This window comes from Marinobacter pelagius (assembly GCF_900114925.1).
Lineage (GTDB): Bacteria > Pseudomonadota > Gammaproteobacteria > Pseudomonadales > Oleiphilaceae > Marinobacter > Marinobacter pelagius.
The window spans coordinates 212,751-236,005 of record NZ_FOUR01000004.1; the positions used below are offsets into that span (position 1 = coordinate 212,751).

At 58.4% G+C, this 23,255-nt stretch carries 23 protein-coding genes; 8 read left to right on the top strand and 15 right to left on the bottom strand.

What is annotated here, in order from left to right; translation table 11 throughout:
- Positions 1–9: 9 nt before the first annotated feature.
- From yghU to BM254_RS10420, 6 genes are all read right to left on the bottom strand, one after another.
- Entirely contained in the window at positions 10–885 is an 876-nt protein-coding gene (gene yghU / locus BM254_RS10395; protein WP_092002814.1) for a glutathione-dependent disulfide-bond oxidoreductase, read from the bottom strand.
- A gap of 91 nt (positions 886–976) precedes the next feature.
- The gene (locus tag BM254_RS10400) at positions 977–2,092 is read right to left on the bottom strand and encodes a Glu/Leu/Phe/Val family dehydrogenase (RefSeq protein ID WP_092002816.1); all 1,116 of its coding nucleotides are present in this window, start codon (positions 2,090–2,092) and stop codon (positions 977–979) included.
- 103 nt (positions 2,093–2,195) lie between these two features.
- A complete protein-coding gene (locus tag BM254_RS10405; protein ID WP_092002819.1) occupies positions 2,196–3,107 on the bottom strand; it encodes a homocysteine S-methyltransferase family protein in 912 nt (303 codons plus the stop codon).
- A gap of 43 nt (positions 3,108–3,150) precedes the next feature.
- A complete protein-coding gene (locus tag BM254_RS10410) occupies positions 3,151–3,999 on the bottom strand; it encodes a sulfurtransferase (protein WP_092002821.1) in 849 nt (282 codons plus the stop codon).
- 102 nt (positions 4,000–4,101) lie between these two features.
- Positions 4,102–4,491 (bottom strand): hypothetical protein, encoded by a 390-nt coding sequence (locus BM254_RS10415; protein ID WP_092002824.1) that lies wholly within the window; start codon positions 4,489–4,491, stop codon positions 4,102–4,104.
- Positions 4,492–4,694: 203 nt separating this feature from the next.
- Positions 4,695–5,144, bottom strand: a complete 450-nt coding sequence (locus BM254_RS10420) for a hypothetical protein (RefSeq protein WP_092002827.1) — start codon at positions 5,142–5,144, stop codon at positions 4,695–4,697.
- Positions 5,145–5,593: 449 nt separating this feature from the next.
- On the opposite strand from BM254_RS10420, the gene BM254_RS10425 reads away from it, so the two are divergent.
- The 3 genes from BM254_RS10425 to BM254_RS10440 all read left to right on the top strand — a co-directional run bounded on the left by BM254_RS10425 (position 5,594) and on the right by BM254_RS10440 (position 7,920).
- Entirely contained in the window at positions 5,594–5,833 is a 240-nt protein-coding gene (locus tag BM254_RS10425) for a type II toxin-antitoxin system ParD family antitoxin (RefSeq protein WP_092002830.1), read from the top strand.
- Positions 5,833–6,129: a type II toxin-antitoxin system RelE/ParE family toxin gene (locus BM254_RS10430; RefSeq protein WP_092002833.1), complete on the top strand. Its 297-nt coding sequence runs from the start codon at positions 5,833–5,835 to the stop codon at positions 6,127–6,129. The genes BM254_RS10425 and BM254_RS10430 overlap by 1 nt, the downstream gene beginning before the upstream one ends.
- Positions 6,130–6,429: 300 nt before the next feature.
- Positions 6,430–7,920: a helicase HerA-like domain-containing protein gene (locus BM254_RS10440; RefSeq protein ID WP_092002839.1), complete on the top strand. Its 1,491-nt coding sequence runs from the start codon at positions 6,430–6,432 to the stop codon at positions 7,918–7,920.
- Positions 7,921–7,956: 36 nt separating this feature from the next.
- On the opposite strand, the gene BM254_RS17685 is transcribed toward BM254_RS10440, so the two are convergent.
- From BM254_RS17685 to BM254_RS10455, 4 genes are all read right to left on the bottom strand, one after another.
- Complete coding sequence (locus BM254_RS17685) at positions 7,957–8,136, bottom strand: hypothetical protein (RefSeq protein WP_139227061.1); 180 nt, start codon at positions 8,134–8,136, stop codon at positions 7,957–7,959.
- A gap of 17 nt (positions 8,137–8,153) precedes the next feature.
- Positions 8,154–8,456 (bottom strand): type II toxin-antitoxin system RelE/ParE family toxin, encoded by a 303-nt coding sequence (locus BM254_RS10445; RefSeq protein WP_092002842.1) that lies wholly within the window; start codon positions 8,454–8,456, stop codon positions 8,154–8,156.
- Positions 8,444–8,701: a type II toxin-antitoxin system Phd/YefM family antitoxin gene (locus tag BM254_RS10450; protein WP_092002845.1), complete on the bottom strand. Its 258-nt coding sequence runs from the start codon at positions 8,699–8,701 to the stop codon at positions 8,444–8,446. The genes BM254_RS10445 and BM254_RS10450 overlap by 13 nt, the downstream gene beginning before the upstream one ends.
- Before the next feature lie 127 nt (positions 8,702–8,828).
- Positions 8,829–9,176, bottom strand: a complete 348-nt coding sequence (locus BM254_RS10455) for a 4a-hydroxytetrahydrobiopterin dehydratase (protein WP_092002848.1) — start codon at positions 9,174–9,176, stop codon at positions 8,829–8,831.
- 122 nt (positions 9,177–9,298) lie between these two features.
- Between BM254_RS10455 and imuA the strand changes: the two genes are divergently transcribed.
- From imuA to BM254_RS10470, 3 genes are read left to right on the top strand one after another with little or no spacing between them, the layout of a single operon-like run.
- A complete protein-coding gene (imuA, locus tag BM254_RS10460) occupies positions 9,299–9,988 on the top strand; it encodes a translesion DNA synthesis-associated protein ImuA (protein ID WP_092002851.1) in 690 nt (229 codons plus the stop codon).
- 7 nt (positions 9,989–9,995) lie between these two features.
- The gene (locus BM254_RS10465; protein ID WP_092002854.1) at positions 9,996–11,414 is read left to right on the top strand and encodes a Y-family DNA polymerase; all 1,419 of its coding nucleotides are present in this window, start codon (positions 9,996–9,998) and stop codon (positions 11,412–11,414) included.
- Complete coding sequence (locus BM254_RS10470; protein WP_092002857.1) at positions 11,398–14,532, top strand: error-prone DNA polymerase; 3,135 nt, start codon at positions 11,398–11,400, stop codon at positions 14,530–14,532. The genes BM254_RS10465 and BM254_RS10470 overlap by 17 nt, the downstream gene beginning before the upstream one ends.
- A gap of 242 nt (positions 14,533–14,774) precedes the next feature.
- Here BM254_RS10470 and BM254_RS10475 read toward each other — a convergent pair whose 3' ends face one another.
- The 4 genes from BM254_RS10475 to dbpA form a co-directional block, all read right to left on the bottom strand.
- Entirely contained in the window at positions 14,775–16,109 is a 1,335-nt protein-coding gene (locus BM254_RS10475; protein WP_092002860.1) for a sodium ion-translocating decarboxylase subunit beta, read from the bottom strand.
- Between the two features lie 13 nt (positions 16,110–16,122).
- A complete protein-coding gene (oadA, locus tag BM254_RS10480) occupies positions 16,123–17,910 on the bottom strand; it encodes a sodium-extruding oxaloacetate decarboxylase subunit alpha (RefSeq protein ID WP_092002863.1) in 1,788 nt (595 codons plus the stop codon).
- A gap of 41 nt (positions 17,911–17,951) precedes the next feature.
- A complete protein-coding gene (locus BM254_RS10485) occupies positions 17,952–18,203 on the bottom strand; it encodes an OadG family protein (protein WP_092002866.1) in 252 nt (83 codons plus the stop codon).
- 224 nt (positions 18,204–18,427) lie between these two features.
- Entirely contained in the window at positions 18,428–19,801 is a 1,374-nt protein-coding gene (gene dbpA, locus BM254_RS10490) for an ATP-dependent RNA helicase DbpA (RefSeq protein WP_092002869.1), read from the bottom strand.
- A gap of 106 nt (positions 19,802–19,907) precedes the next feature.
- On the opposite strand from dbpA, the gene BM254_RS10495 reads away from it, so the two are divergent.
- Both BM254_RS10495 and BM254_RS10500 read left to right on the top strand, forming a co-directional pair.
- Positions 19,908–20,444: a DUF2058 domain-containing protein gene (locus BM254_RS10495; RefSeq protein WP_092002872.1), complete on the top strand. Its 537-nt coding sequence runs from the start codon at positions 19,908–19,910 to the stop codon at positions 20,442–20,444.
- A gap of 74 nt (positions 20,445–20,518) precedes the next feature.
- Positions 20,519–21,025, top strand: a complete 507-nt coding sequence (locus tag BM254_RS10500; protein WP_092002874.1) for a hypothetical protein — start codon at positions 20,519–20,521, stop codon at positions 21,023–21,025.
- Positions 21,026–21,111: 86 nt separating this feature from the next.
- Here BM254_RS10500 and BM254_RS10505 read toward each other — a convergent pair whose 3' ends face one another.
- Positions 21,112–23,079 (bottom strand): choice-of-anchor F family protein, encoded by a 1,968-nt coding sequence (locus tag BM254_RS10505; protein WP_139227063.1) that lies wholly within the window; start codon positions 23,077–23,079, stop codon positions 21,112–21,114.
- Positions 23,080–23,255 lie beyond the last annotated feature (176 nt).

Below are 23,255 nucleotides of genomic sequence, written 5' to 3' on the forward strand. Positions count from 1 at the left end.
CGGAGGCTATCAGCCTTCCTCACCTTCCAGCTTGTCCTGGGTCCTGAGTTCAAAGTCGCTGGCATCATGGCGCTCATGCAACTGGGAGGACAGATCTCCCCAGGTCTTGTTGACCATCCGGCCACGCTTGACCGCCGGGCGCTGCGCCACCTCATCGGTCCAGCGCACCACGTTCTTGTAGGTATGGGCCTCCAGGAACTCTGCAGCTTCGTACACCATGTTCTTCACCAGCGCGCCGTACCAGGGCCAGATGGCCATGTCGGCAATGGTGTATTCGTCACCGGCGATGTACTGATTATCCGCCAGCTGGCGATCCAGCACATCCAGCTGCCGCTTCACTTCCATGGTGTAGCGGTTGATCGGGTATTCATACTTCTCCGGCGCGTAGGCGTAAAAGTGGCCAAAGCCCCCACCCAGGAAAGGTGCGCTGCCCATCTGCCAGAATAACCAGTTCAGAGTCTCGGTCCGTTTTGCGAGATCCTTCGGCAGGAATTCACCGAACTTCTCCGCCAGATATAACAGGATGGAACCGGACTCGAATACCCGGATGGCCGGATCGACACTGTGGTCCATCATGGCCGGAATCTTGGAGTTGGGGTTCACCTTCACGAATCCGCTTCCGAACTGATCGCCTTCGGTGATCTGAATCAACCAGGCATCATACTCGGCTCCCTTGTGCCCCTTTTCCAGCAGCTCCTCGAGCATCACCGTGGCTTTCACACCGTTCGGTGTGGCCAGGGAATACAGCTGAATCGGATGTTCGCCGACCGGCAACTCCTTGTCATGGGTGGGGCCGGCGATCGGGCGGTTGATATTGGCAAACCGGCCACCGTTACCCGGATCCCATTTCCATACTTTGGGCGGCGTGTACGTTGGATCGCTCATCTGGGTACATCTCCGTTTGATGCGTGAGTAGAGTTTCCCGACTTTACCGGAAAATCGCTTTGGCGGTGAAGGTTTACGACAGGAAATCCATCTAGACCATGCCGCCCCAGCGGCGTGTGGCCATGGCCTTGCGAACCCGCTCTTTTGCGATTTTCACCGCGGCGGTACGGGGCAACACCCGGTCTTCCGTGGCTGCCTGCAACACCTGCGTGGTGTTATGGGTCAGCTTTTCGGCGATAGCGTCGAAGGCGGCGGTCTGGGTGGCACCGTGGTATTCCATGGCGGCACAGATCACGCCACCGGCATTGGCGACAAAATCAGGCAACACAAGCACACCACGTTGATGGAGAAGCTCCTCGGCACCACTGGTCAGCGGGATATTCGCACCCTCGGCGACCAGGCGGGTTTGCAAGCGGTCGGCATTCTGTTCAGTCACCACATCCGGCCGCGCCGCGGGAATCCAGATATCGCACTCGACATCAATGATTTCCTCCGGGCCACTGGCCTGGCCATCGCGGCACTCCCCCACGGATTTACCTTCCGCTTTCAGCCGGAAAAGCGCATCCGGATCCAGGCCTTCCGGCCGGTAAATGGTTCCCCGCGAATCCGACGCAGCAACAATCACCGCGCCTTCAGCGGCCAGGAACCGGGCCGCATGATAGCCCACCGAACCAAATCCCTGGACGGCAACCCGCGCACCTTTCAGATCCAGGTCACAGAACGGCAGGGCCGCCTTCACCGCATGGGCCAGACCCCAGCCAGTAGCACCCAGCTGGTCCAGCGGAATCCCGCCCAGCTCCCGGGGCAATCCCACGGAACGGCCAATCTCATCGTGGACCCAGGCCATGCACTGCTCGTTTGTGCCCATATCCGGCCCGGCAATGTACTGGGTCTCCGACCCAATAGCCGTGGCAAATGCCCGGATCAGCTGCTCCTTCTCGGATGCCGGCATTTTCGGATCGGCAAAAATCACGGATTTACCGCCCCCATGGGGTAAACCGGCCATGGCGTTCTTCAGGGTCATTGCCCGTGCCAGGCGCGCGCACTCAGTCAGCGACACATCCGGTGCCATCCGCACGCCCCCGATAGACGGCCCGGCGGCCACATTATCCACAACCAGAATGCCCTTCAGCCCCACTTTCGGGACATGGACATGAATGACTTTTGCCGGTCCGAGATCATCGGCGAGATCAAAAACGGTGGTCATGCAGCCTCCTTTACCCGTTGTTTCCAGTTGAGTATAGATAGTGGATCTGCATGTCGCCGCCAGCTGGGGACTGGAATCCTCACGGACGGCATGGCCGGGTATATCAGCCTGGCATGTGCTTTATCAGGTATTGCAGATGTTCAACACCGGTTCCACAACATCCCCCGAGTATCTTCACGCCATAGGATTTGTTGAGCGTTAGCATCAGCTGTCCCCACTCAACTACATCGTCTGCCTGTAATTGCTCTGCCTGTTCCAACTCGCAGTGATCCAGTGATGAAGCATTAGCCTGATAGCCGATCAATCGATTGAAAATATCCCCCGGTTGCTGCTCCGGGCACAGGAAAGAGGGATGAGCACAATTAACCATGTAGCCAAGAGGTGGCCGGCTCGTACCGGAATCAATGAGATCAATGGCAGCCTTCAAGCTCGAACCATCCAGCACATGGCCGTCTCTGGAGATAACGAAACTGATAATGTAAGGAACGCCTGTCACCTCCATGGCCCTTGCTATACCCAACGCCTCCTGGACATTCGGCAGCGTTTCCGCAATCAGGAAATCGACACCTCCGCTGGTGAGTTGCTGGATTTGCCATGCATGAAACTGCTCGGCCTCCGAAGCGGACAGCCCTTCATCTGGCTCATAGCAATCGTTCCTGCATCCGATCATTCCACCAATTTTCACAAACGCGTCGCCATAGCCTTCTGAGTCGCGAAGTTCCCGCATATAGGAAACCGCGTCCAGATTGACGGCATTGTTGACGCCGGACTCGTACACCCTGGCCTGATTCGCTCGCCAGGTAGGTGTGCAGACAAGAATCGGCAAGTGCGCACTCTGCGCCAGCCTCATATACTCCAGGTAGATTCCGCTCATGATCTCCCGGGCAGCAGGGTTATAAATCAACGGCGCATTTACGAGCGTCTCGTGGAGACGCACCGTCCCAGAGCGCCGCAACTGCTCAACGATGGCGGCTTCCATCAATATAAAAGGATTGTTTTCGAGGAGTTTCTTCATTCTCGGTTAACCTGGTGTGATATCGGGTCATTTATTCAGCGTGCTACGCCACCGGCAGCGACTCATTGCTGCCCCAATCGGCCCAGGAGCCGTCGTACAGGGATAGCCGGTTATACCCCGCCAGCTCAGCCGCCAACAGAATGATGCAGGCGGTGATACCGGAACCACAGGAAAACACCAGTTGGTGCCCGTTGCCGGGCTGAAGGGAGGGAGCGAGGCGGGCAAACATTGCCGCCAGTTGACTGGCAGGCTTGAATCGATACCCCTCAAGCACCTCGGTAAACGGCAGGTTGAGGGAATTGGGGATGTGGCCACCGCGCACGCCAGGCCGGGGTTCCGGCGCCTGTGCCAGAAAACGCGCCTGTGATCGCGCATCAATGACCAGTACGTGACCGTCCTCCAGATGTTGGGAAACGTAGGCGGAATCCCGAACCAGGCCCTGGTCGAGCTTGCCCACCACGCTGCCAGGCGTGGCCGCCTCTGCAACCGGAGCAGAAACGGTGTCCCGGCCTTCGGCCAACCACTGCGGCAGGCCACCATCCAGAACAAACACTTGCTTGAGACCCATAGCCCGTAGAATCCACCAGGCCCGGGGTGCCGAGTAGATGCCCTGGTTGTCGTACAGCACCACCAGACTTTCGGGCGTAATGCCCAGCCTGCGGGCTTCCTCTGTGAACTGCTCTTCCGTCGGGAAGGCATGGATTTGGGAAGATCCGGTATCGCAGAGCGTTCCTTCCAGGTCGATCTTGTAGCTACCCGGGATGAACACCGGTCGGTCATAAATGATCGGCTCCTTGCCAACGACATTGACCATACTCGCGTCGATCAGAACCAAACGTTCGTTATTCAGGTTCTCCTGCAGCCAGTCGGTAGTCACGAGGGGGGAAGGCATGGTGTTCTCCGGTCTGAAATAGAAATAAATGCCACACTCATTGGCAAATTTGGAGCAGCGCAGCGACCACTGGGTATGACCACGTTCGTTCGCAATATCCCCTCAAGGGTTGCCGCTGATCAAATGTTCACGAAGAAATAAAACGAATGGCAACACAATAATAGGCGCAAACAGATAAGCCAGAGCAGACCCTCGCAGCTCGGTCAGCATAATCAACAGACTCAAAATCAAGCTGAAGGCAAAGCCGACAATATACTGCCTGTGCCGAAATCGTGTTTCTTCGTGCTCCGCGAGAATAACTGGCGATGACCCTGGGTTCACGATCGCATTTCCGATCCCTATGGCAACGAGACTGGCGAAAAGCAGCAACGTGATTCCCGCGGGAACGATTGTAGCAAGCACGGAATTAGCAATAACAGAAAAGGACAGAAGCAATCCGAGCGTAACCACGACCACGCGCCAGAATTTGCGTTCTTTGGCTGTAGGTTTCATTAGGCATTGGCCCTACCAACGACAAACGCTACGATCATTAACCCACCAATCAGATACAAAGTGAAAACCACTTTATATTAACCAGTTAGCTTTTTCTGTAAGCCATTTCCTACACAGAAAGACACTACCCTGTGAACATGGGAAAGAGCCATTGGCAGGGGGTTGCCGTGCAAGCATGCCCTACTATGGAGGAGGCTGGCGTGTTATTCGCAGGCCAGGTTAGCGGCAGAGTCGCGGACCAGGCCGTTGTAGGCATAGATGGTCCAGTCTACGGTGCCCTGCCCGCCACGCACGGCGTCGTTGGTGACGGTGCACTTGTCGCTGTAGTTACCGGGGCAGCTGGCCACCTGGGCGCACTGGGGTTCGTAAATCTTGCGATCAGAGGCCAGCTCGAAATCGTACTCGGCACACAGGTCACCGCTTTTGCAGTACAGGGTGCCATTGGTCATGGATTCCTTGTAGCTGCTGGTATCTTCCTTGTCGCATTCGGCCAGAATCGGCGCCATTTGGCTTTTCAGGGCTTCCTGGTTGGCCGGATCCAGCTTGGAAAGCTGCATTTGCAGGGCAGCGCAGGTGGCCGCCATGTCATTGGCCAGAGCCGACATGGACATCATCATGGCAAGGATTGCGAGGACAACAAGACGTGGTTTCATGGTATTCCCTTCCCGTCGGGAGATAAGTGAATTGGCGTTCTCCGACGGTAGCAAAGGTCCGGGATACGGCCATCCCCCATTTTCGGTATAAGAGCGAAATATTTTCAGGAAATAAGGTATCCGAAGGGTGCAAGGTAGAGGGCGTCCCCGTGCCTGCATTGGTTGGCTCTTGTTGACGCCTACCTAAGTAAAGACTCCAAACACAGCCACGCTGAGGTCCGATTCGGACAATCGGTTAATTGCCGGAACTAAGACATTAGCCCTCTCTTGCTCGGTAAAGGTTCATCCATAACTTTCTCCTGGCTAATTCCCGCACTTTTAATTTCGCGATCAAACAATGTCATTCGATCGCCATTTAACGCCCCCAATCACGCGCTTGTCGCGTGGATTGCATTGTTATACCACCTGGACCAAAATATACCAATTATTGGTACTAGCGAGGTGGCATCATGCAAAAGAACACCAGCATCACTTTAGGCCAACATTTTGATGCGTTCATTGCGGAACAACTCAAAAATGGCCGATACAGCTCAACCAGCGAAGTTGTTCGTGCAGGATTGCGCCTGCTTGAAGAGTCCGAAACCCGCCTGACTGCTCTCCGCAAACTGCTTAAGGAAGGCGAGGACAGTGGTTTTGAAGACTACTCCTATGACTCGTTCATTCGCGAACTGGACAACGAAGAGCGCTGATGCTGAATTTCAAGCTTTCCAGGAAGGCCAAAGCTGACCTCAAATCGATTGCACTTTACACGGAGCGTGAATGGGGCCGGGATCAGCGAAACCACTACATTTTTCAGTTCGACCAGTGCTTCCACCTACTGGGTGAAAATCCGAACCTGGGGCAATCCTGCGAGGAAATCAGCCCGGGCTACCGACAGTACCCCCAAGGAAGCCACATCATCTTTTATCGGGTAGCCACCGACGGTGTTGTTGAAGTTATCCGCATCCTGCACAAACGCATGTTGCCAGAAGGGCATATTCTTTAAGGCATAACGCCAATATTAAGCGGCGCCCGACTAGGGCGTCCGATGGACGGCCGCCAGGCCACGAACTTGAATGACTGGTTAAATGCCATACTCGCGCTCCACTTTTGCCACCCGTACCCGAAAATCGGGTTGGGTAGCTGCCAACGCCACCATTCGGTCAGCCATTTCCGCCCTTCCGCCGTGTACTCCATTTATCGACCAAACTGATAGTTCTTGTACCTCCATCAACAAACACATCTTAGGCTAAGCTTGCTTTATTACCGTCAACAAATTTGTCCAATACCCAACGAGGTGCACCTTGTGCCGGAGAATTCAGTATTCATAGGCAATGGCAGTCACGTTCAAAGCCTGCTGCTAAGCCGTGCTAACCGTCATGGTCTGATTGCCGGCGCCACAGGTACCGGAAAAACCGTCACCCTGCAGATTCTGGCGGAAGGTTTTTCCGCCCAGGGTGTGCCGGTGTTCATGGCCGATGTAAAAGGCGACTTGTCTGGCATCTCCCAGCCCGGCACGCCCAAGCCTGCGCTGCTCAAACGTGCGGAGAAGATAGGCTTTGAACCCTACACGTTCAATGGCTTCCCCACGGTTTTCTGGGATGTATTCGGCGTTGAAGGCCACCCCATGCGGGCCACCATTTCGGATATGGGGCCCCTTTTGCTGTCTCGCCTGCTGGAGCTCAACGACACCCAGGAAGGCGTTCTGAACATTGCGTTCAAAGTGGTGGACGAGCACGGCATGGCCCTGCTGGACCTGAAAGACCTGCGAGCGCTGATGACCTTTGTGGCCGAGCAGTCACAAGAGCTCACAGCAATGTATGGCAACGTCAGCAAATCCTCTGTGGGCGCCATACAGCGCCGGCTACTTCAACTTGAGCAAGAAGGCGGAGACCAGTTTTTCGGTGAACCCGCACTGGAACTGACAGACCTCATGCGCTGCGACGCTGCAGGGCACGGACACATTAACCTGCTGGCAGCAGACCAGTTGATTCAACGCCCACGGCTATACGCCACTATACTGCTCTGGTTGCTTGCCGAACTGTTTGAAGAGTTACCGGAAGTCGGCGACCCCGACAAACCCAAACTCGTGTTCTTTTTCGACGAAGCGCACCTGCTGTTTGATGATGCCCCGAAAGCTCTCCTGCAGAAGGTTGAGCAGGTTGTTCGGCTGATCCGCTCCAAGGGTGTGGGTGTTTATTTTGTCTCCCAGAACCCCACTGACATCCCGGACACCGTGCTTGGCCAACTTGGAAACCGTGTACAACACGCACTCAGAGCCTTTACCCCCCGAGACCAGAAAGCCGTCCGCTCCGCCGCCTCCACCTTCCGGCAAAACCCGAACCTTGATACTGAAAAAGTCATCACCGAACTGGGTATCGGCGAAGCCTTGGTCTCCACCCTGGACGCCAAAGGCATGCCATCGATAGTTGACCAAACACTGATCCGACCACCCTCCTCCCGCCTGGGCCCGGCCACGGCCGAAGAACGCAGGCAAATCATCAATGCCAGCGAGTTTGGCCCAAGGTACAACACCACCATTGACCGCGAATCGGCCTACGAGAAACTGAAAGAACGGGCCGAGCAAGCCGCCAAGGAAGCCGAGCAGGCAGCGCTTGATGAGAGCCGGATGTACAAAGCGCCAACCAGCAAAAGAAAAGCCCCGGCGCGAGCAAGAACATCATCGCGCCAGGGCGTTTTTGAGACCATGGCAAAAAGCGTGGCCCGCACGGCAGGGCGGGAGATGACCCGGAGTATTTTGCGCGGGGTGTTGGGGTCTTTGTTCAGGGGACGCTGAAGGGCCTGGCTTAGCGGTGTGCCGGCACACCGCGGTTCAATACCCTGCTTTGTTTTTTACTTCTTGAGCCTGCTCCTTAATGATCATGATTTCTTCCGGATCAATAAGTGTGTAAATCGTGCCCATCATAACGGGGTAAGTCCACTGAGGTCCTTCTACTGTATAACGCCGAAGCGCACCGGTGACTTTGACGTAGCGAAGCGGAGAAAAAGGCATCCGAGTGACGCCTCTGGTTAGCTGCTCCCAAGCATATACGCACGAAGCTGCCGCTCCTCTCGCATAACATAGAGGACGAGAACCCGCTGCTCATCCTCACGATAAAATATGCGACACGGTGGAACCACTACCTCCCTGTATACCGAATTTGGAAGTTCTGGAGAAATCTGTCCGGACTGGGGGAGATCCTCCAAACGCTCGGTCTTCTCGAAAACTTCCTGGACCAGGTGACTAGCGGCAGCAGGATTATCCAAAGCAATGTACTCGGCGATGGCCTCCAACTCTTGAAGGGCGGGCTCCGTCCAGATTACTTCAGCCATTTATTCATTTTTTCCCTGGCCTCACTCTTGCTGTACGTTCTTTCCTCAAGTACAGCACGCTCTCCCCGTGAGAGCCCCTCAAGCAGCTCAAGTCGGCGCTGCATAAACTCATAATCCTGCACATCAACAAGGTATGCGGATGGCTGACCATGCTCCGTGATCAGTATCGGCTCCTTGGACAAATGGAGATCTGCCAGAATTTTTGTGGCTTGGCGCTTGAGGTTCGTAACAAGCTCAACTTTCATGGGCTCACCCTGATCCAAATTGATAGTGACACTATAGTATCACTTTGCGGGTGAGACAATTATGACCTGCCCCCAGTCTTTAATCCAACTGCTCCCTAGTAATGTCCGTTACTTGACCCTGAGGCCCTCACTGCATGTTCTGGTAAGCGTCGTCTGTGCGGGCGGCCATCACGAAGTCGTTTTTGTGCAGGCCGCCAATCTTGTGGGTCCACCAGCGCACGGTGGCTTTGCCCCACTCCAGCAGGATGGCCGGGTGATGATTTTCCTCCTCGGCCAGGTCGGCCACCTTGTTGGTGAATGCCTGGGCCTGGACGAAGTTGCGGAATTTGAACACGCGCCGGAGCTGTTCTTCGCCATCCAGCTCGACGATTTCCCAATCGGGAATGGAGTTGAGCAGTTCGGCTTTCTCGCCTTCGGTGACTTGGGGTGCATCAGCGCTGCAGGCTTCGCAGGCTTGCTGTTTCAGATCGCTCATATTCACCTCCTTTTGCCTCTCTTTTCAGCATGGGTTTCCGTACTCGCTTTATCAACCCGGTGCTTGAAATCAGGCCCTGTTCAGAATACTGTATATTTAAACAGTATTGGAGAACCTTCCCCATGAGTGAGCTGCTGAACACACTGATGCAGGATGCCCGTGTCTGGCAGGGGCACCGGCACCGTCAAACCACACAACCCTCAGAACCCACCGGCTACCAGGTGCTGGATAACCAGTTAGGTGGTATTGGCTGGCCGCGAGGGGCGCTGAGCGAATGTCTGCTGGATGCCCCCGGCATTGGTGAGCTGCATCTGTTGCTGCCCTTGATGCAGCGGCTGACGCAAGCAGGTAAAACGGTGTTCTGGCTGAATCCTCCCCATACCCCCTATGCCCCGGCGCTGGCCCGGGAAGGTGTGGATCTGGGCCAGGTGGTGATGATTCACACCGAAGACGCCGGCGACTTCCTGTGGACACTGGAAAACTGTCTTCGCTCCCCCGTCACCGGGCTGGTGCTGGCCTGGCCGGGCAAACTGGCCACCCGTGAGGTGCGCCGGCTGCAGCTGGCAGCGGAGGCGGGCAGCAATGTGTGCGTGCTGTTCCGGGAGCGCCGGTACGCAGAGCAGAACTCTCCGGCCGCATTGCGCCTGGAGCTGACCCCGGGTGATAACCGGGACCTCAAGGTCAATGTGATCAAGCGCCGGGGCAGCTGGCCCGGGCAGCGGTGCAGCCTGGCCATGGCCCACCGGGCAGACCTGGCGTTCCGGGAAGCTCCCCGGGTGGTGCAGGGTCCCTGGCAACACACACAACGATAGGGTTTCCATGCTCTGGCTGTACCTGCATTTTCCGCACCTGCTGTTGGACCATATCCGCCGTGACCGGGAGGACTCACGCCCCCTGGTGATCGTGGAAGGCTCCGGTCAGCGCGTTATCCAGGCCTGCCCGGATGCCCGGGACCAGGGTGTGCGCGCCGGCATGCGCCTGAAAACTGCCATCAACCTGGTCCCGGAACTGGGCATGGTGCGGGCACAGCCCGAGCAGGAAGCCCGGATACTGGAAGACCAGGCCCGGTGGCTGTACCGCTACGCCGCCCACATCGTATTGGTGCCCCCGGATGGCCTCCTGGCGGAAATCGGCAGCCTGCAGAAGCTGTACGGTGGCCTGCCGGCGGTTTGGCAAACGGTGGAGCAGGCCCTGAACGAGCACCGGCTTACCGCCTGGATTGCCATCGGCCACACCCCGCTGGCTGCCCGCCTCATTGCCCGGGCCGGCAAGGGAGAATGCACGGCGGACAAGGGCCACATCCTGCGGGCCCTAGAGAATATGCCCCTGGTGGCAGCGGAGTTTGACGGTAAAACCTGCACCCGCCTGCAGCGGCTGGGCCTGAATACCCTGGGCGAGGTGTTTGCCCTGCCCGCGCCTGAACTGGCCCGCCGACTATCGCCGGAAACCCTGGCACGCATCCAGAAAATCCAGGGCACAAGGCCAGACCCGCAAACACCCTGGCAACCGCCCCACTCGTTTCGCCAGCAGGCAGATTTCATTCAGGAGATCGAGCACACCCAGGGGCTGCTGTTTCCGTTGCAGCGCATGCTCTCGGAACTGGAAGACGACCTGTGCTGGCGCCAGCAGGATACCGACAGCCTGCACCTGATCCTGCGGCACCGGCACGAGGAAGACACCCGTCTGCGCATCCGAACCTCGGGGCCGGAGCACCGGGCCGAGGCCTTCCTGAACCTGATCCGCCTGCGACTGGAGCAGCAGCCGTTGCGGGCACCGGTGGTTGCCCTGGTGCTGTCGGTGAAACGCTTCCTGGGGCGCGAAACTCCTACCGGTCAGGATCTGCTGGGCGAAAGCCAGGACCTGAACGAGGCCTGGCACACCCTGATGAGCCGGTTACAGGCCCGGCTGGGCGAGCAATCCCTGAAACGCCTGTCACCCCAGGCGGACCATCGTCCGGAACGGGCCTGGTCGGCCTCCGAGGTTCAACAGAAGCACAAAACCCGTCTTGCAGCGCCGGAACACCTGCCCCGCCGGCCACTCTGGCTGCTCCAGGGGCCGCAACCGCTGACCGAACCGCCTGCAGCCTGGTTTGCCGGCCCGGAACGCATCAGCGGCGGCTGGTGGGACGGCCAGCGGGTACACCGGGATTACTACATTGCCCAGCTGCAAAGCGGCCAGCTGGCCTGGGTCTTCCGGGACGTCCGCGAGGGGTGGTTCATCCATGGCTGGTTCGGATAACACGATGTCCGGCTATGCCGAGCTCTTCTGCTTCAGCAACTTCACCTTCCTGACCGGCGCGTCCCACCCTCACGAACTGGCGGAGCGGGCGGCGGAGCAGGGCTACACCGCCCTGGCCATCACCGATGCCTGCTCCGTGGCCGGCATTCCCCGGGCCTGGGCGGCCCTGAAGGAAAGCCCGGTCAAGCTGATTACCGGCAGCTGGTTCGAGCTGGAGGATGCCCCGGCTGGAGCCGCAATACCTCGCTTCATCCTTCTGGCCCGCACCCGCAGGGGTTATGGCCAGTTGTGCCGGCTGATCACCACTGGCCGGCGCCGGGCGGAAAAAGGCCAGTACCAACTGTTCTTCAGGGATGTGGAAACCCACGAGCTGGATGACTGCCTGTGTCTCTGGCTGCCGCCGGCCATACCCGACGCAGATGCCGACCAGGCCCTGGCCTGCGGCGAATGGCTGCATCGGCTCTTTGATCTGCGCTTCTGGATCGGGGCCGCCCGCACCCTGGAGTCCGGTGAAGAACAGCAACTGGCCCGCATCCGCTGGCTGGCCGACCAGCTCCGCTGCCCCATCACAGCCTGCGGCGAAGTCCACATGCACCACCGGGAACGCCAGCCCCTGCAGGATGTGCTCACCGCCCTGCGCCATCACACCACCCTGGAAAACGCCGGCCATTGCCTGTTCCAGAACGGCGAACGTTACCTGCGCCCCCTGCCGGTCCTGCAGCGGCTGTTCCCGGAAGCCTGGCTACAACAGACCCTGCGCATTGCCGAAGCCTGCACCTTCGAGCCCGGCAGCCTGCGCTATGAATACCCGCCGGACCTGGTGCCAGAGAATGAAACGCCCGCCGGCTACCTCAAACGCCTGACCCGCGAGGGCGAGCGCCGGCGCTACCCGGAAGGCACTCCACTCCAGGTCCAGGGCCTGATCCGCAAGGAGCTGGAGCTGATCTCGGAGATGAAGTACGAACACTACTTCCTCACCATTCACGACATCGTCGCCTTCGCCCGCAGCCAGGGCATCCTGTGCCAGGGCCGGGGTTCGGCGGCCAACTCGGCGGTGTGCTACTGCCTGGGCATCACCGAAGTGAACCCGGCCAACGTGGAGCTGCTGTTCGAACGGTTCATCTCGAAGGATCGAAACGAACCGCCGGACATCGACGTGGATTTCGAGCACGAACGCCGGGAGGAAGTCATCCAGTACATCTACCGCCGCTACACCCGGGAACGGGCCGCCCTGGCCGCCACGGTGATCCGCTACCGCCCCCGCAGCGCCATCCGGGATGTAGGCAAGGCTCTTGGCTTCGATCCAGCCCTGGTGGAACAACTGCTGGACGGCATCGACTGGCGGGACAAGGCCACCAACTGGCGACAGCAGATCCTGGAAAAGAACCTCACCCGCAACCCGCAGGTAGCGGACCAGTTCTTCACCCTGGTAAACACCCTGCTCGGCTTCCCCCGGCACCTGTCCCAGCACGTGGGCGGTTTCGTGATCAGCTCCGGCCCGCTGGCCGAACTGGTGCCGGTCGAGAACGCCGCCATGGAAGGCCGCACCGTGATCCAGTGGGACAAGGACGACCTGGAAAGCCTGGGCCTGATGAAAGTGGACGTACTGGCCCTCGGCATGCTCTCGGCCATCCGCAAGGCGCTGGAGCTGATCAGTGAACAAAAAGGCGGCCCATTTACTATCCAGGACATCCCCCAGGAAGACCCGGCCACCTACGCCATGCTCCAGAAAGGCGACAGCATCGGCGTGTTCCAGGTGGAGTCCCGCGCCCAGATCAACATGCTGCCGAGACTGAAGCCCGAAACCTACTACGACCTGGTCATCGAAGTCGCCATCGTCCGCCCCGGCCCCATCCAGGGCGACATGGTCCACCCCTACCTGCGCCGCAAACACGGACTGGAACCGGTGGACTACCCCAACGACGCCGTCCGTCGCGTACTGGAACGCACCCTGGGCGTACCCATCTTCCAGGAACAGGTCATCAAACTCGCCATGGTCGCCGCCGGCTTCTCCGCCGGCGAAGCCGACCAACTCCGCCGCGCCATGGCCGCCTGGAAATCCCACGGCGACCTCACCCCGTTCCGAGAAAAACTCATCACCGGCATGCTCGAACGGGGCCACGACGCCGACTTCGCCGAACGCCTGTACCAGCAGATCTGCGGCTTCGGCGGCTACGGCTTCCCCGAATCCCACGCCGCCAGTTTTGCGCTATTGGTGTACGTCTCAGCCTGGATCAAACGCCACTACCCGGCAGCCTTCTACTGCGCCCTGCTCAACAGCCAGCCCATGGGCTTCTACTCCCCATCCCAACTGGTCCAGGACGCTCGCCGCCACAACGTCACCGTGTTACCGCCAGACGTCAATCACAGCCACTGGAACCACACCCTCGAAAACCCGGACCACCACCTGCGCCTGGGCCTCAGGATCATTCAGGGCCTCTCTGCCAACGGCGCCGACCGCATCCACCAGAACCGCCCTGCCAACGGCTACCGCTCAGCCGCCGAACTCCGCCGCCAGGCCAGCCTCAACCAGCGAGACATGGAACTCCTAGCCGGTGCCAACGCCATGCCCGGCTTCACCGCCAACCGCCACCAGGCCTACTGGCAACTACTCGACCACGAACAGCCCACCGAACTGTTCGCCGCAGAAGACCCGGACGACTACCAACCGGACCACTGCAACCAACTCCCCGAACCCACCGAAGGCCAGAACGTCGTAGCCGACTACGCCAGCCAGGGCCTGACCCTCCAACGCCACCCCCTGGCCCTGCTCCGGCAACAGGGCCACCTGCGGTTCTGCCTCACCTCCGAACAACTCAAAACCACCAAAGCCGGCATCCCCGTCCAGGTCGCCGGCCTAGTCACCGGCCGCCAACGCCCCGGCTCCGCCTCCGGCGTCACCTTCGTCACCCTCGAAGACGAAACCGGCAACGTAAACGTCGTGGTCTGGCTGGAAACCGCACGGCGGCAACGGAAGCCATTGCTGACTGCCCGGTTATTACACGTGAAAGGTGTGCTAGAGAGAGAAGGAGATATTGTTCATGTGATGGCAGGGAAGCTGTCGGACCTGAGCCATCTGATTAACTCATTACCGGTCAGTTCGAGAGATTTTCACTAACTGTTCTCTCAGCTGTACAGTTTCTTTATTTCTCGGGGCTCCTGCGAGGTTTGGCGTGCCTGTGTGGGCAGCCTTTCCAGGAATGTTGAAGGCCAAGGATGGCCTGAAACAAGCGCACATGGACGTGCTCGTAGCGGTTCCTGGAAAGGCTGCCCACACAGGCACTACCCGCAAAACCAGAACGCCAGAAACAAGAAAACCCCGCCCAAAGGGCGAGGTTTTCTCAAAGCAACGGCGAGAGATCAGCCCAACAGCTTGATCATCACACCCGCAGCCACCGCAGAGCCGATAACACCAGCCACGTTCGGCCCCATCGCGTGCATCAGCAGGAAGTTCTGCGGATTGGCCTCCAGGCCAACCTTGTTGGACACCCGCGCCGCCATTGGCACCGCAGATACACCGGCAGAACCGATCAACGGGTTGATCTGCTCCTTGCTCAGCTTATTCATCAGCTTCGCCATCAGAACACCGGATGCAGTACCCACACCAAAAGCCACAATACCCAGGCCCAGGATACCCAGCGTCTGGGCGTCCAGGAACTTGTCCGCCATCAGCTTGGAGCCAACAGACAGACCCAGGAAAATGGTCACGATGTTGATCAGCGCGTTCTGGGCAGTGTCACTCAGACGCTCCACCACGCCACACTCGCGCATCAGGTTACCGAAGGTGAACATACCCAGCAGCGGAGCGGCATCCGGCAGGAACAGAACCACCGCAATCAGAACCACCAGCGGGAAGATGATCTTCTCTTTCTTGCTCACCGGGCGCAGCTGGCTCATCTTGATGGCGCGCTCCTTCTGGGAGGTCAGCGCCTTCATGATCGGAGGCTGGATCATCGGCACCAGGGCCATGTAGGCATAAGCCGAGACCGCAATCGCCCCCAGCAGATGTGGAGCCAGTACGCTGGACACGTAGATCGAGGTTGGCCCATCGGCACCACCGATAATACCGATGGCGGCCGCTTCCAGGATGGTGAAATCCAGAATGCCGGCCCAATCCAGCAGGGCGGCCCCGATGACGGTACCGAAGATACCGAACTGGGCGGCGGCGCCAAGCAGCAGGGTCTTGGGGTTGGCCAGCAGCGGGCCGAAGTCCGTCATCGCGCCGACCCCCATGAAGATCAGCAGCGGACCAACGGTACTGCCAATAATCACAGAGTAGAAGTTATACAGCATGCCATTGCCGTAACCGAAATCCTGGGCCAGGGAGTTGGCCGCGGCCATTTCGGAGTGACTCGCCTCTTTCACCGCCTGCTTGAAGGCTTCCTTCAGCTCAGGCGTGACCGCCTGGCCGGCCTGATAGGCCACGTCCAGTGGCGCCGCAAGGGCCGCCAGGATTTGCGTGGATCCGTCCTTCAGCGCGAAGTGGATGGCGTTTTCCGCCGCAGTCAGGGCAAGCCCTGCCTCCGGAATGTTCGCCAGAATGCCACCGAACCCGATGGGTACCAGCAACAGCGGCTCAAATTTCTTGTTGATTGCAAGATAGAGAAGCAAAAGGCCGATGGCGATCATGATCACCTGGCCGAGCTCGATGTTGAACAGGCCACTACCTGTCCAGAGTGTCATTAATTTTTCCATGGAATGCTGGCCCTTATGCGATTGTCAGCATTTCATCATCAGGGGATACGGCGTCACCGACCTTGATGAAGACCTCACCGATGGTACCGGCTTTAGGTGCGCGAACTTCGGTTTCCATCTTCATGGCTTCGAGGATGATCAGGACATCGCCCTCTTCCACGGTGTCACCCGGAGAAACCAGAACCTTGAAGATGTTGCCGCCCAATGGCGCCACCAGAGGCTCGCCTTCACCGGCTGCCGGAGCAGGCGCGGAGGACGCGGCCGGTGCGGAAGCAGCACCACCCTCACCCTGGATCTGGCTGATCTCACCGCCTTCGGAAACAGCAACCACAAACTTCTTGCCGTTGACTTCCACGGTGTAGGTCTCGGGGCCCTCAGCCTTCTTGGCCGGCGCGGCGCTTTCGGCGGTCGGAACCGGCTCGAACGCATCCGGGTTGCCACGGTTCTCCAGGAACTTCAGGCCGATCTGCGGGAACAGCGCGTAGGTCAGTACGTCGTCTACGGTGTTTTCCGCCAGCTTGATGCCCTTCTCGTCGGCCAGCTTCTTCAGCTCGTCGGTCAGCTTGTCCATTTCCGGCTCAAGCAGATCGGCCGGACGACAGGTCACGGGCTCTTTTCCGTCCAGAACACGCTCCTGCAGTTCCTTATTGAACGGAGCCGGTGCAGCACCGTACTCGCCCTTCAGGATGGCGGAGGTTTCCTTGGAGATCGACTTGTAGCGCTCGCCAGTCAGAACGTTCAGTACCGCCTGGGTACCCACAATCTGGGAAGTGGGCGTTACCAGCGGAATGAAGCCCAGGTCTTCGCGGACCTTGGGAATCTCGTCCAGAACCTGATCGAACTTATCGCTCGCGTTCTGCTCACGCAGCTGGTTTTCCATGTTGGTCAGCATGCCACCCGGCACCTGGGCAATCAGGATGCGGGAATCGGTACCCCGGAGGCTGCCCTCGAACTTCGCGTACTTCTTGCGCACTTCGCGGAAGTAAGCGGCGATTTCTTCCAGCAGGTTCAGATCCAGGCCGGTGTCACGGTCAGTACCTTCCAGAATCGCAACCACGGCTTCGGTGGGCGAGTGACCGTAGGTCATGCTCATGGAGGAGATGGCAGTATCCACGTTATCGATACCAGCTTCCGCCGCCTTGATGGCGGTGGCGGTCGACATGCCAGTCGTTGCGTGGCACTGCATGTGGATCGGAATATCCAGTTCTTTCTTCAGGCGGCTGACCAGGTCATAGGCCACGTAGGGCTTCAGAATACCGGCCATGTCCTTGATGGCGATGGAATCGGCGCCCATGGAGGCGATTTCCTTGGCCAAGTCGACCCACATCTCGATGGTGTGCACCGGACTGGTGGTGTAGGAAATGGTGCCCTGGGCGTGCTTGCCGGTCTTGCGGACCGCCTTGATGGCGGTATCCAGGTTACGGGGGTCGTTCATCGCATCGAAGATACGGAATACGTCCACGCCGTTCTCGGCGGCACGGTCCACAAACCGCTCTACCACGTCATCCGCGTAATGGCGGTAACCCAACAGGTTCTGACCACGCAGCAACATCTGCTGCGGCGTGTTGGGCATGGCTTTTTTCAGCTCACGGATACGATCCCAGGGATCTTCACCCAGGTAACGGATGCAGGAGTCAAAGGTAGCTCCACCCCAGGATTCCAGAGACCAGAAACCGACTTTGTCGAGTTTCTCGGCAATGGGCAGCATGTCATCCAGCCGCATACGGGTGGCAAGCAGGGACTGGTGGGCGTCACGCAGAATTACGTCCGTAATCCCCAGCGGTTTCTTTGTGTCAGTCATCGTGTCAGCCTTCTGTTAAAAGGTTCTAATCTGTTACCGGGTCACTTCTTGTGGCGTGACCGGTATTGTGCAATCGCCTTCTTGATGGCCTCGGCGGTGTCAGGATCAACCGACGCTGGCGCCTGCGGCTTGGCACGTGGCGTTCTGGCCGGGGTTGCCGGCTCTGGTGGCGCAAACCGTCCAATGAGTTTGGACATGAGGAGTGTCGCGAATACCAGAACAATCAGGAACACGAACACGAAGCCCATGCCTGCGATCATCAGATCAAAGGCTTGTGACATCAGCTCATTCATATCGAACAGCTACCTGTATTGGTTTGTGTGATTTCCCCGCCTTGCCCGGTCAGACCACTTAGACTAAGGTCTCACAGCCTTATCGGGACAAATCGGGAGGCAAAATCCTGCGTAATTTACCGTTTTCGCCTGCCCTGAGCAACCTGAATGAGTTTTGCCATACGCGCTTTCCGAGGCTCGCGGCCTGAAATGACAACTTTTCAGCTCACTCCACCGTGCCGGATTCAGGCATATCGGACACGTATTTTCCGCCCCTTGATCCGCCCCTGTTCGAGCCGCTTAAGGGCCTTGGCTGCAAACTCCCGGTCGATCGCAACAAAACACTGAAAATCAAACAGATCGATCTTGCCCACGGCCTTGCCGGGAATACCCGCGTCACCCGTCAGCGCGCCCAGGACATCACCAGGGCGCACTTTGTCCTTGCGACCACCGGCGATGCAGAGCGTCCGCATGGCTGGCGCCACCGGGCGGCGCGGCACTGCCAGCAGGGCTTCGGTATCGCCCCACTCCACCGGTCGCTTGCGGGCGGCTTCCAGTTGGCTGATCTTGTGCCCTTTGGCAGGCGTGCAGAGGGTGACCGCCAAGCCCTGCTCACCCGCGCGGCCGGTCCGGCCCACCCGGTGCGTATGAACTTCGGGATCCCTCGCCGGCTCGGCGTTGATCACCAGCGGCAGGGATTTGATATCCAGCCCGCGAGCAGCCACATCGGTAGCCACCAGCACCGAACAGCTCTGGTTGCCGAAACGCACCAGCACACTATCCCGATCCCGCTGCTCCAGATCTCCGTGCAGCGCCAGAGCTGAAAAGCCGCTGTCCCTCAGGCTGCCGGCAAGATCGTCACACTGCTGCTTGGTGGTGCAGAAGACAATGCAGGAAGCCGGCTGCCGCTCCGACAGCACCGCCATCACCGCCTCGGCCGCGCTGCCTGCAGGAATTTCATAGAACAGCTCGCGGATGTCCGGGTTCTCCCCGGACGACTCCGCCCTCACATCCACCGGCTCACGCTGATACTGGCTGCTGAGTTTGCGGATGGCCTCCGGCCAGGTCGCCGAAAACATCAGGGTCTGGCGAGCATCCAGCGTGTGGGAAAGGATATCCTCCATGGCTTCCTGGAAACCCATGTCCAGCATCCGGTCGGCCTCGTCCAACACAACCGTGGTGGCTTTATCCAGCTTCAGCGTGCCCTTGCGCAGATGGTCCTGGATGCGTCCGGGCGTGCCCACAACAATATGGGCTCCGTGGCTCAGGGAGCCGATCTGGGGGCCAATGGCAACGCCACCACACAGGGTAAGCACCTTGATGTTCTTCCGGGCCCGGGCCAGTTCCCGCAGGGATTTGGCTACCTGGTCCGCCAGCTCCCGGGTCGGGCAAAGCACCACCGCCTGCACGGCGAACAGGCGCGGCCGGAGGCCCTCGATCAATCCAATGCCAAAGGCTGCCGTTTTCCCGCTGCCGGTCTGGGCCATGGCAATAACATCCCTACCGGCCAGGCAATGGGGCAATGCTTTGGCCTGGATCTCGGTAGGTTGCTTGAAACCAAGCTGCTCAAGATTGGCAACCATGGCGGGTGAAAGACCAAATTCTTTAAAGGAAGACATACAAGAAAATCCCGGGGACAGCCGATGCTGGTTATGGAGGCAAAAACGAGCGCGTATACTACACCATCAGGATACCCGATTTGGTAAATAAAGAACGGAGCTACCGATGGCATCCCTACAGGATCAGTTACTGAAAGCCGGCCTGGCCGACGAGAAAAAAGCCAAGGCCATCCGCAGCGAGAAGCGCAAGCAACGCAAACAGCAGCCCAAAGGGGCGGTACAGGTCAACGAGGCGGAAATCCGCGCCCGCCAGGCCCGGGAAGAAAAGGCCGAACGGGACCGCCAGCTGAACCTGCAGCGCCAGAAAGAGGCGGAGAAAAAAGCCATCCAGGCCCAGATCCGCCAGCTGGTGGAAACCAACCGCCTGGATCGCAGCCGGGGCGAAACCTCCTACCAGTTCGTGGACGGCAAGAAGATCAAGAAAATCCTGGTGGACGACACCATGGTGGACCAGCTCTCCCGTGGCCGCCTGGCGGTGGTTCGCCTGGGCGAAAACTACGATGTGGTACCGGAAAAGGTGGCCCGCAAAATCATGGAGCGTGACGAAGGCGCCGTCGTGGTGCTGCATGACCGCAAGCAGGACGACCAGGGCGATGACGATCCCTACGCCGGCTACGAGATCCCTGATGACCTTATGTGGTAGGTACTAGTAATAACTTCCCGCCAGGCGGCGCTGAACTACACTGCAGATACAGTCTCATTCGGGAGGAGAACACCATGAAACTGAAAACCTCACTGATTCGCACCGCCGGCGCTGCCATGCTCGTTACCATGGCCAGCTTTCCCCTCGCAGCCCAGGAAGAAGAAGCGGTCTTCGGCCGGGAGCTGATGACCCAACAGGAGATGCAGGAACACCGCCAGACCATGCAGAACCTGAACACCCAGGCGGAACGGCAGCAATACCTGCAGCGCCACCGGGAACGCATGCTTGAGCGCGCCCGCGAGCGCGGCGTAGAGCTTCAGAACGGCCAGGGCCAGGGCATGATGAATGGTCAAGGCCAGGGCCAAGGCATGATGAACGGCCAGGGCCGTGGTAACGGTCAGGGCATGAACGGCCAGGGCCAGGGTAATCGCCAGGGAATGGGAGGCGGACAAGGCCAGGGCAATGGTCAGGGCATGATGAATGGCAGCCAAGGCAGCCGCGGCGGCAAGGGCGCTGGCGGCGGTGGCAACAGCCAGGAGTACAAGATCAAGGGTTCCGGCGGCCAGGGTGGCGGTGGCTGATTCAAGGCCCGTCAACTTCACCGGGAATAAAAAAACGGGGCTGAAATTCAGCCCCGTTTTCGTTTACTACTCAGATACCAACCGAATCAGGCAGTCCCGCGACGCTTGCGCGCCCACAGACCGGCCAGAGCCGCCAGTACCATGCTGGGCAGAACCGGATCGAACGGAGATCCCGGCTTGCCTGCGGTACAACCGAAGATGGTGCCGTCACCGTCGCTGGAAGACGCCGCGGGCTCTTCCGGTTCAGGTTCAGGCGTCGGCTCAACCGGCGTTACCGGGATAGTCGGCACCTCGACAGCATCGTTCAGGCCTGTAACCCGCAGTGTGAAGGTACAGCTCGTTTCCGTACCGTCACCGGTACAGGTTGGCCAAGTGCTGGTGCCCGATACGGCAACCGAAGTGTTAATGTTTACGTTGGCCAGATCTTCAATCGGCCCCTGAACATAACCCGGCTGCCTGATAAGAGTAGCGGTATCTGAATCAGGAGGACCACTGATAGCAATCATCTCATCCAACGTAAAGGTCTCTGGAACAACAACCTCTTCAGCGTTGATCGTGACTGTCGTACCTACGTAGGCCCCATCGACCTCATAGATTCCCTCCTCACCTTCAACAGTGGGATCTGGATCAGGGTTCCAGGTTGCGAAGAGCGCATCACTATTGGTGCTGTCGATTACTGTTACTGGTGTGGTGTCCCAATCTCCGAACGGCGCAATTTCCACTGCTTCACCGTCGATTAGGACATAGAAACCTTCAGTAACATCATCCGTGGTGTCGTAATCCGCGACGTAGAGTGCGGAAGCTTCCTTTGGCTCAAGGATGACTGCATCTACAACAGCATCTTCAGGATCGCCCTCGCCCAAAGTTTCAACCAGCGGCGAAACGTCTTTCACGTAATCCTGAGTCGTAAAATCCGTGGGCGTGGTAGTTCCATCCCCGTTATCAACATCCACAGTTACAGTCACTGGGTCGGCAAATGAGTCCCCATTGGGGTCCCAGTTGACGGCGTCAATATCCACGAGAATAGGGTCGGTAGTTTGATCGTTGTCGTGATCAAACTCATAAGTTACTTTGCCATCCCAATCGCCAACCGCTGCCTGGAAGACCTTCTCATTGGTCATCCAATCCTCTTCAGCAGTCTCGGGATCATCGTAAGCCAGAAGGATGGAATCGTTCGATGGATTACCATCGTGGTCGATAAACCACCCCGTCGGCACGTTAGCCAAGGCCAGCCAGCCGCTGTCGGCGCCTACCAGATCAGTGTACGGAGTTGGTATTTCCCCATTGGTTTCCAACTTATCCTGAACACTAACCGTATCCGTACTTTCAATAAACTCGGCGACGCTAGTGCTGAAGAAAGGCAGGCCCTCTACTTTGCTGCCGCCAAACAGGCCGCCTGGGAATTTACCGAGATTGCCGGCGGAAATTTTCGACTGACCATCCGCTTCCATCCCGAAGGACAGGCCATCCTCAGCAGAAGAGGGCATAAACTCATTACCGACCCCGAAACCGGTTTCGAAGCGGAGGGCTTTGAGAATACCATCAACAGAATTTGTTCCGTCGGTCAGGTTTGAGAACTTACCAATTACCCGATAAAGCTTAGATGCTTCATCAGCGGTTACATCGAACACAAGATCAATGGGTCCGTTGGTTTCAGTTGTCTTGAGTTTAAACCGCTTACCGGAATCGCCAGGAGCCAGGCAATTTGGCGAATCCTGCTGGGCCTGAGGAGCTTCCGGGTCAGACTCAAGATCAGTTTGGGCCATAATGCAGCCCTGAAAAGTCTCCCCAGCAGCACTGAAGATTTCGTTATAGACAGACATTCCCAGACCAATGTCACCACTATCGTTGACCGGATCAAACCAGCCAAAAGTCGCGGTACCCGCAGTATCGGTATAAACCAGCGTCTTTCCCTCAACCGGCGGAACAGACAGATTATTGGTATTAACATTCTCAATTGTTGCCGCCAGCACTGCCGGCGACAAACCAATCGCAGAACACATCACCGCAGCAGCCAGCGGTTTCCTTACAAATTTTGTCGTTGTAGTTCTCATGATACTTCCCTTTATAAAAACAAATTTCGGGCCTCGCCCTAGTTGGACAATAGATAGAACTACAGGGATATTCAAATAAGTTTTCGGAATAAAAATAGCCTAACCACAGTACCTAAAATTTGGGCGTCCCAACGATAATTCACAGAGAGCCTGCTAACCTTTAGGCAAACCCACTC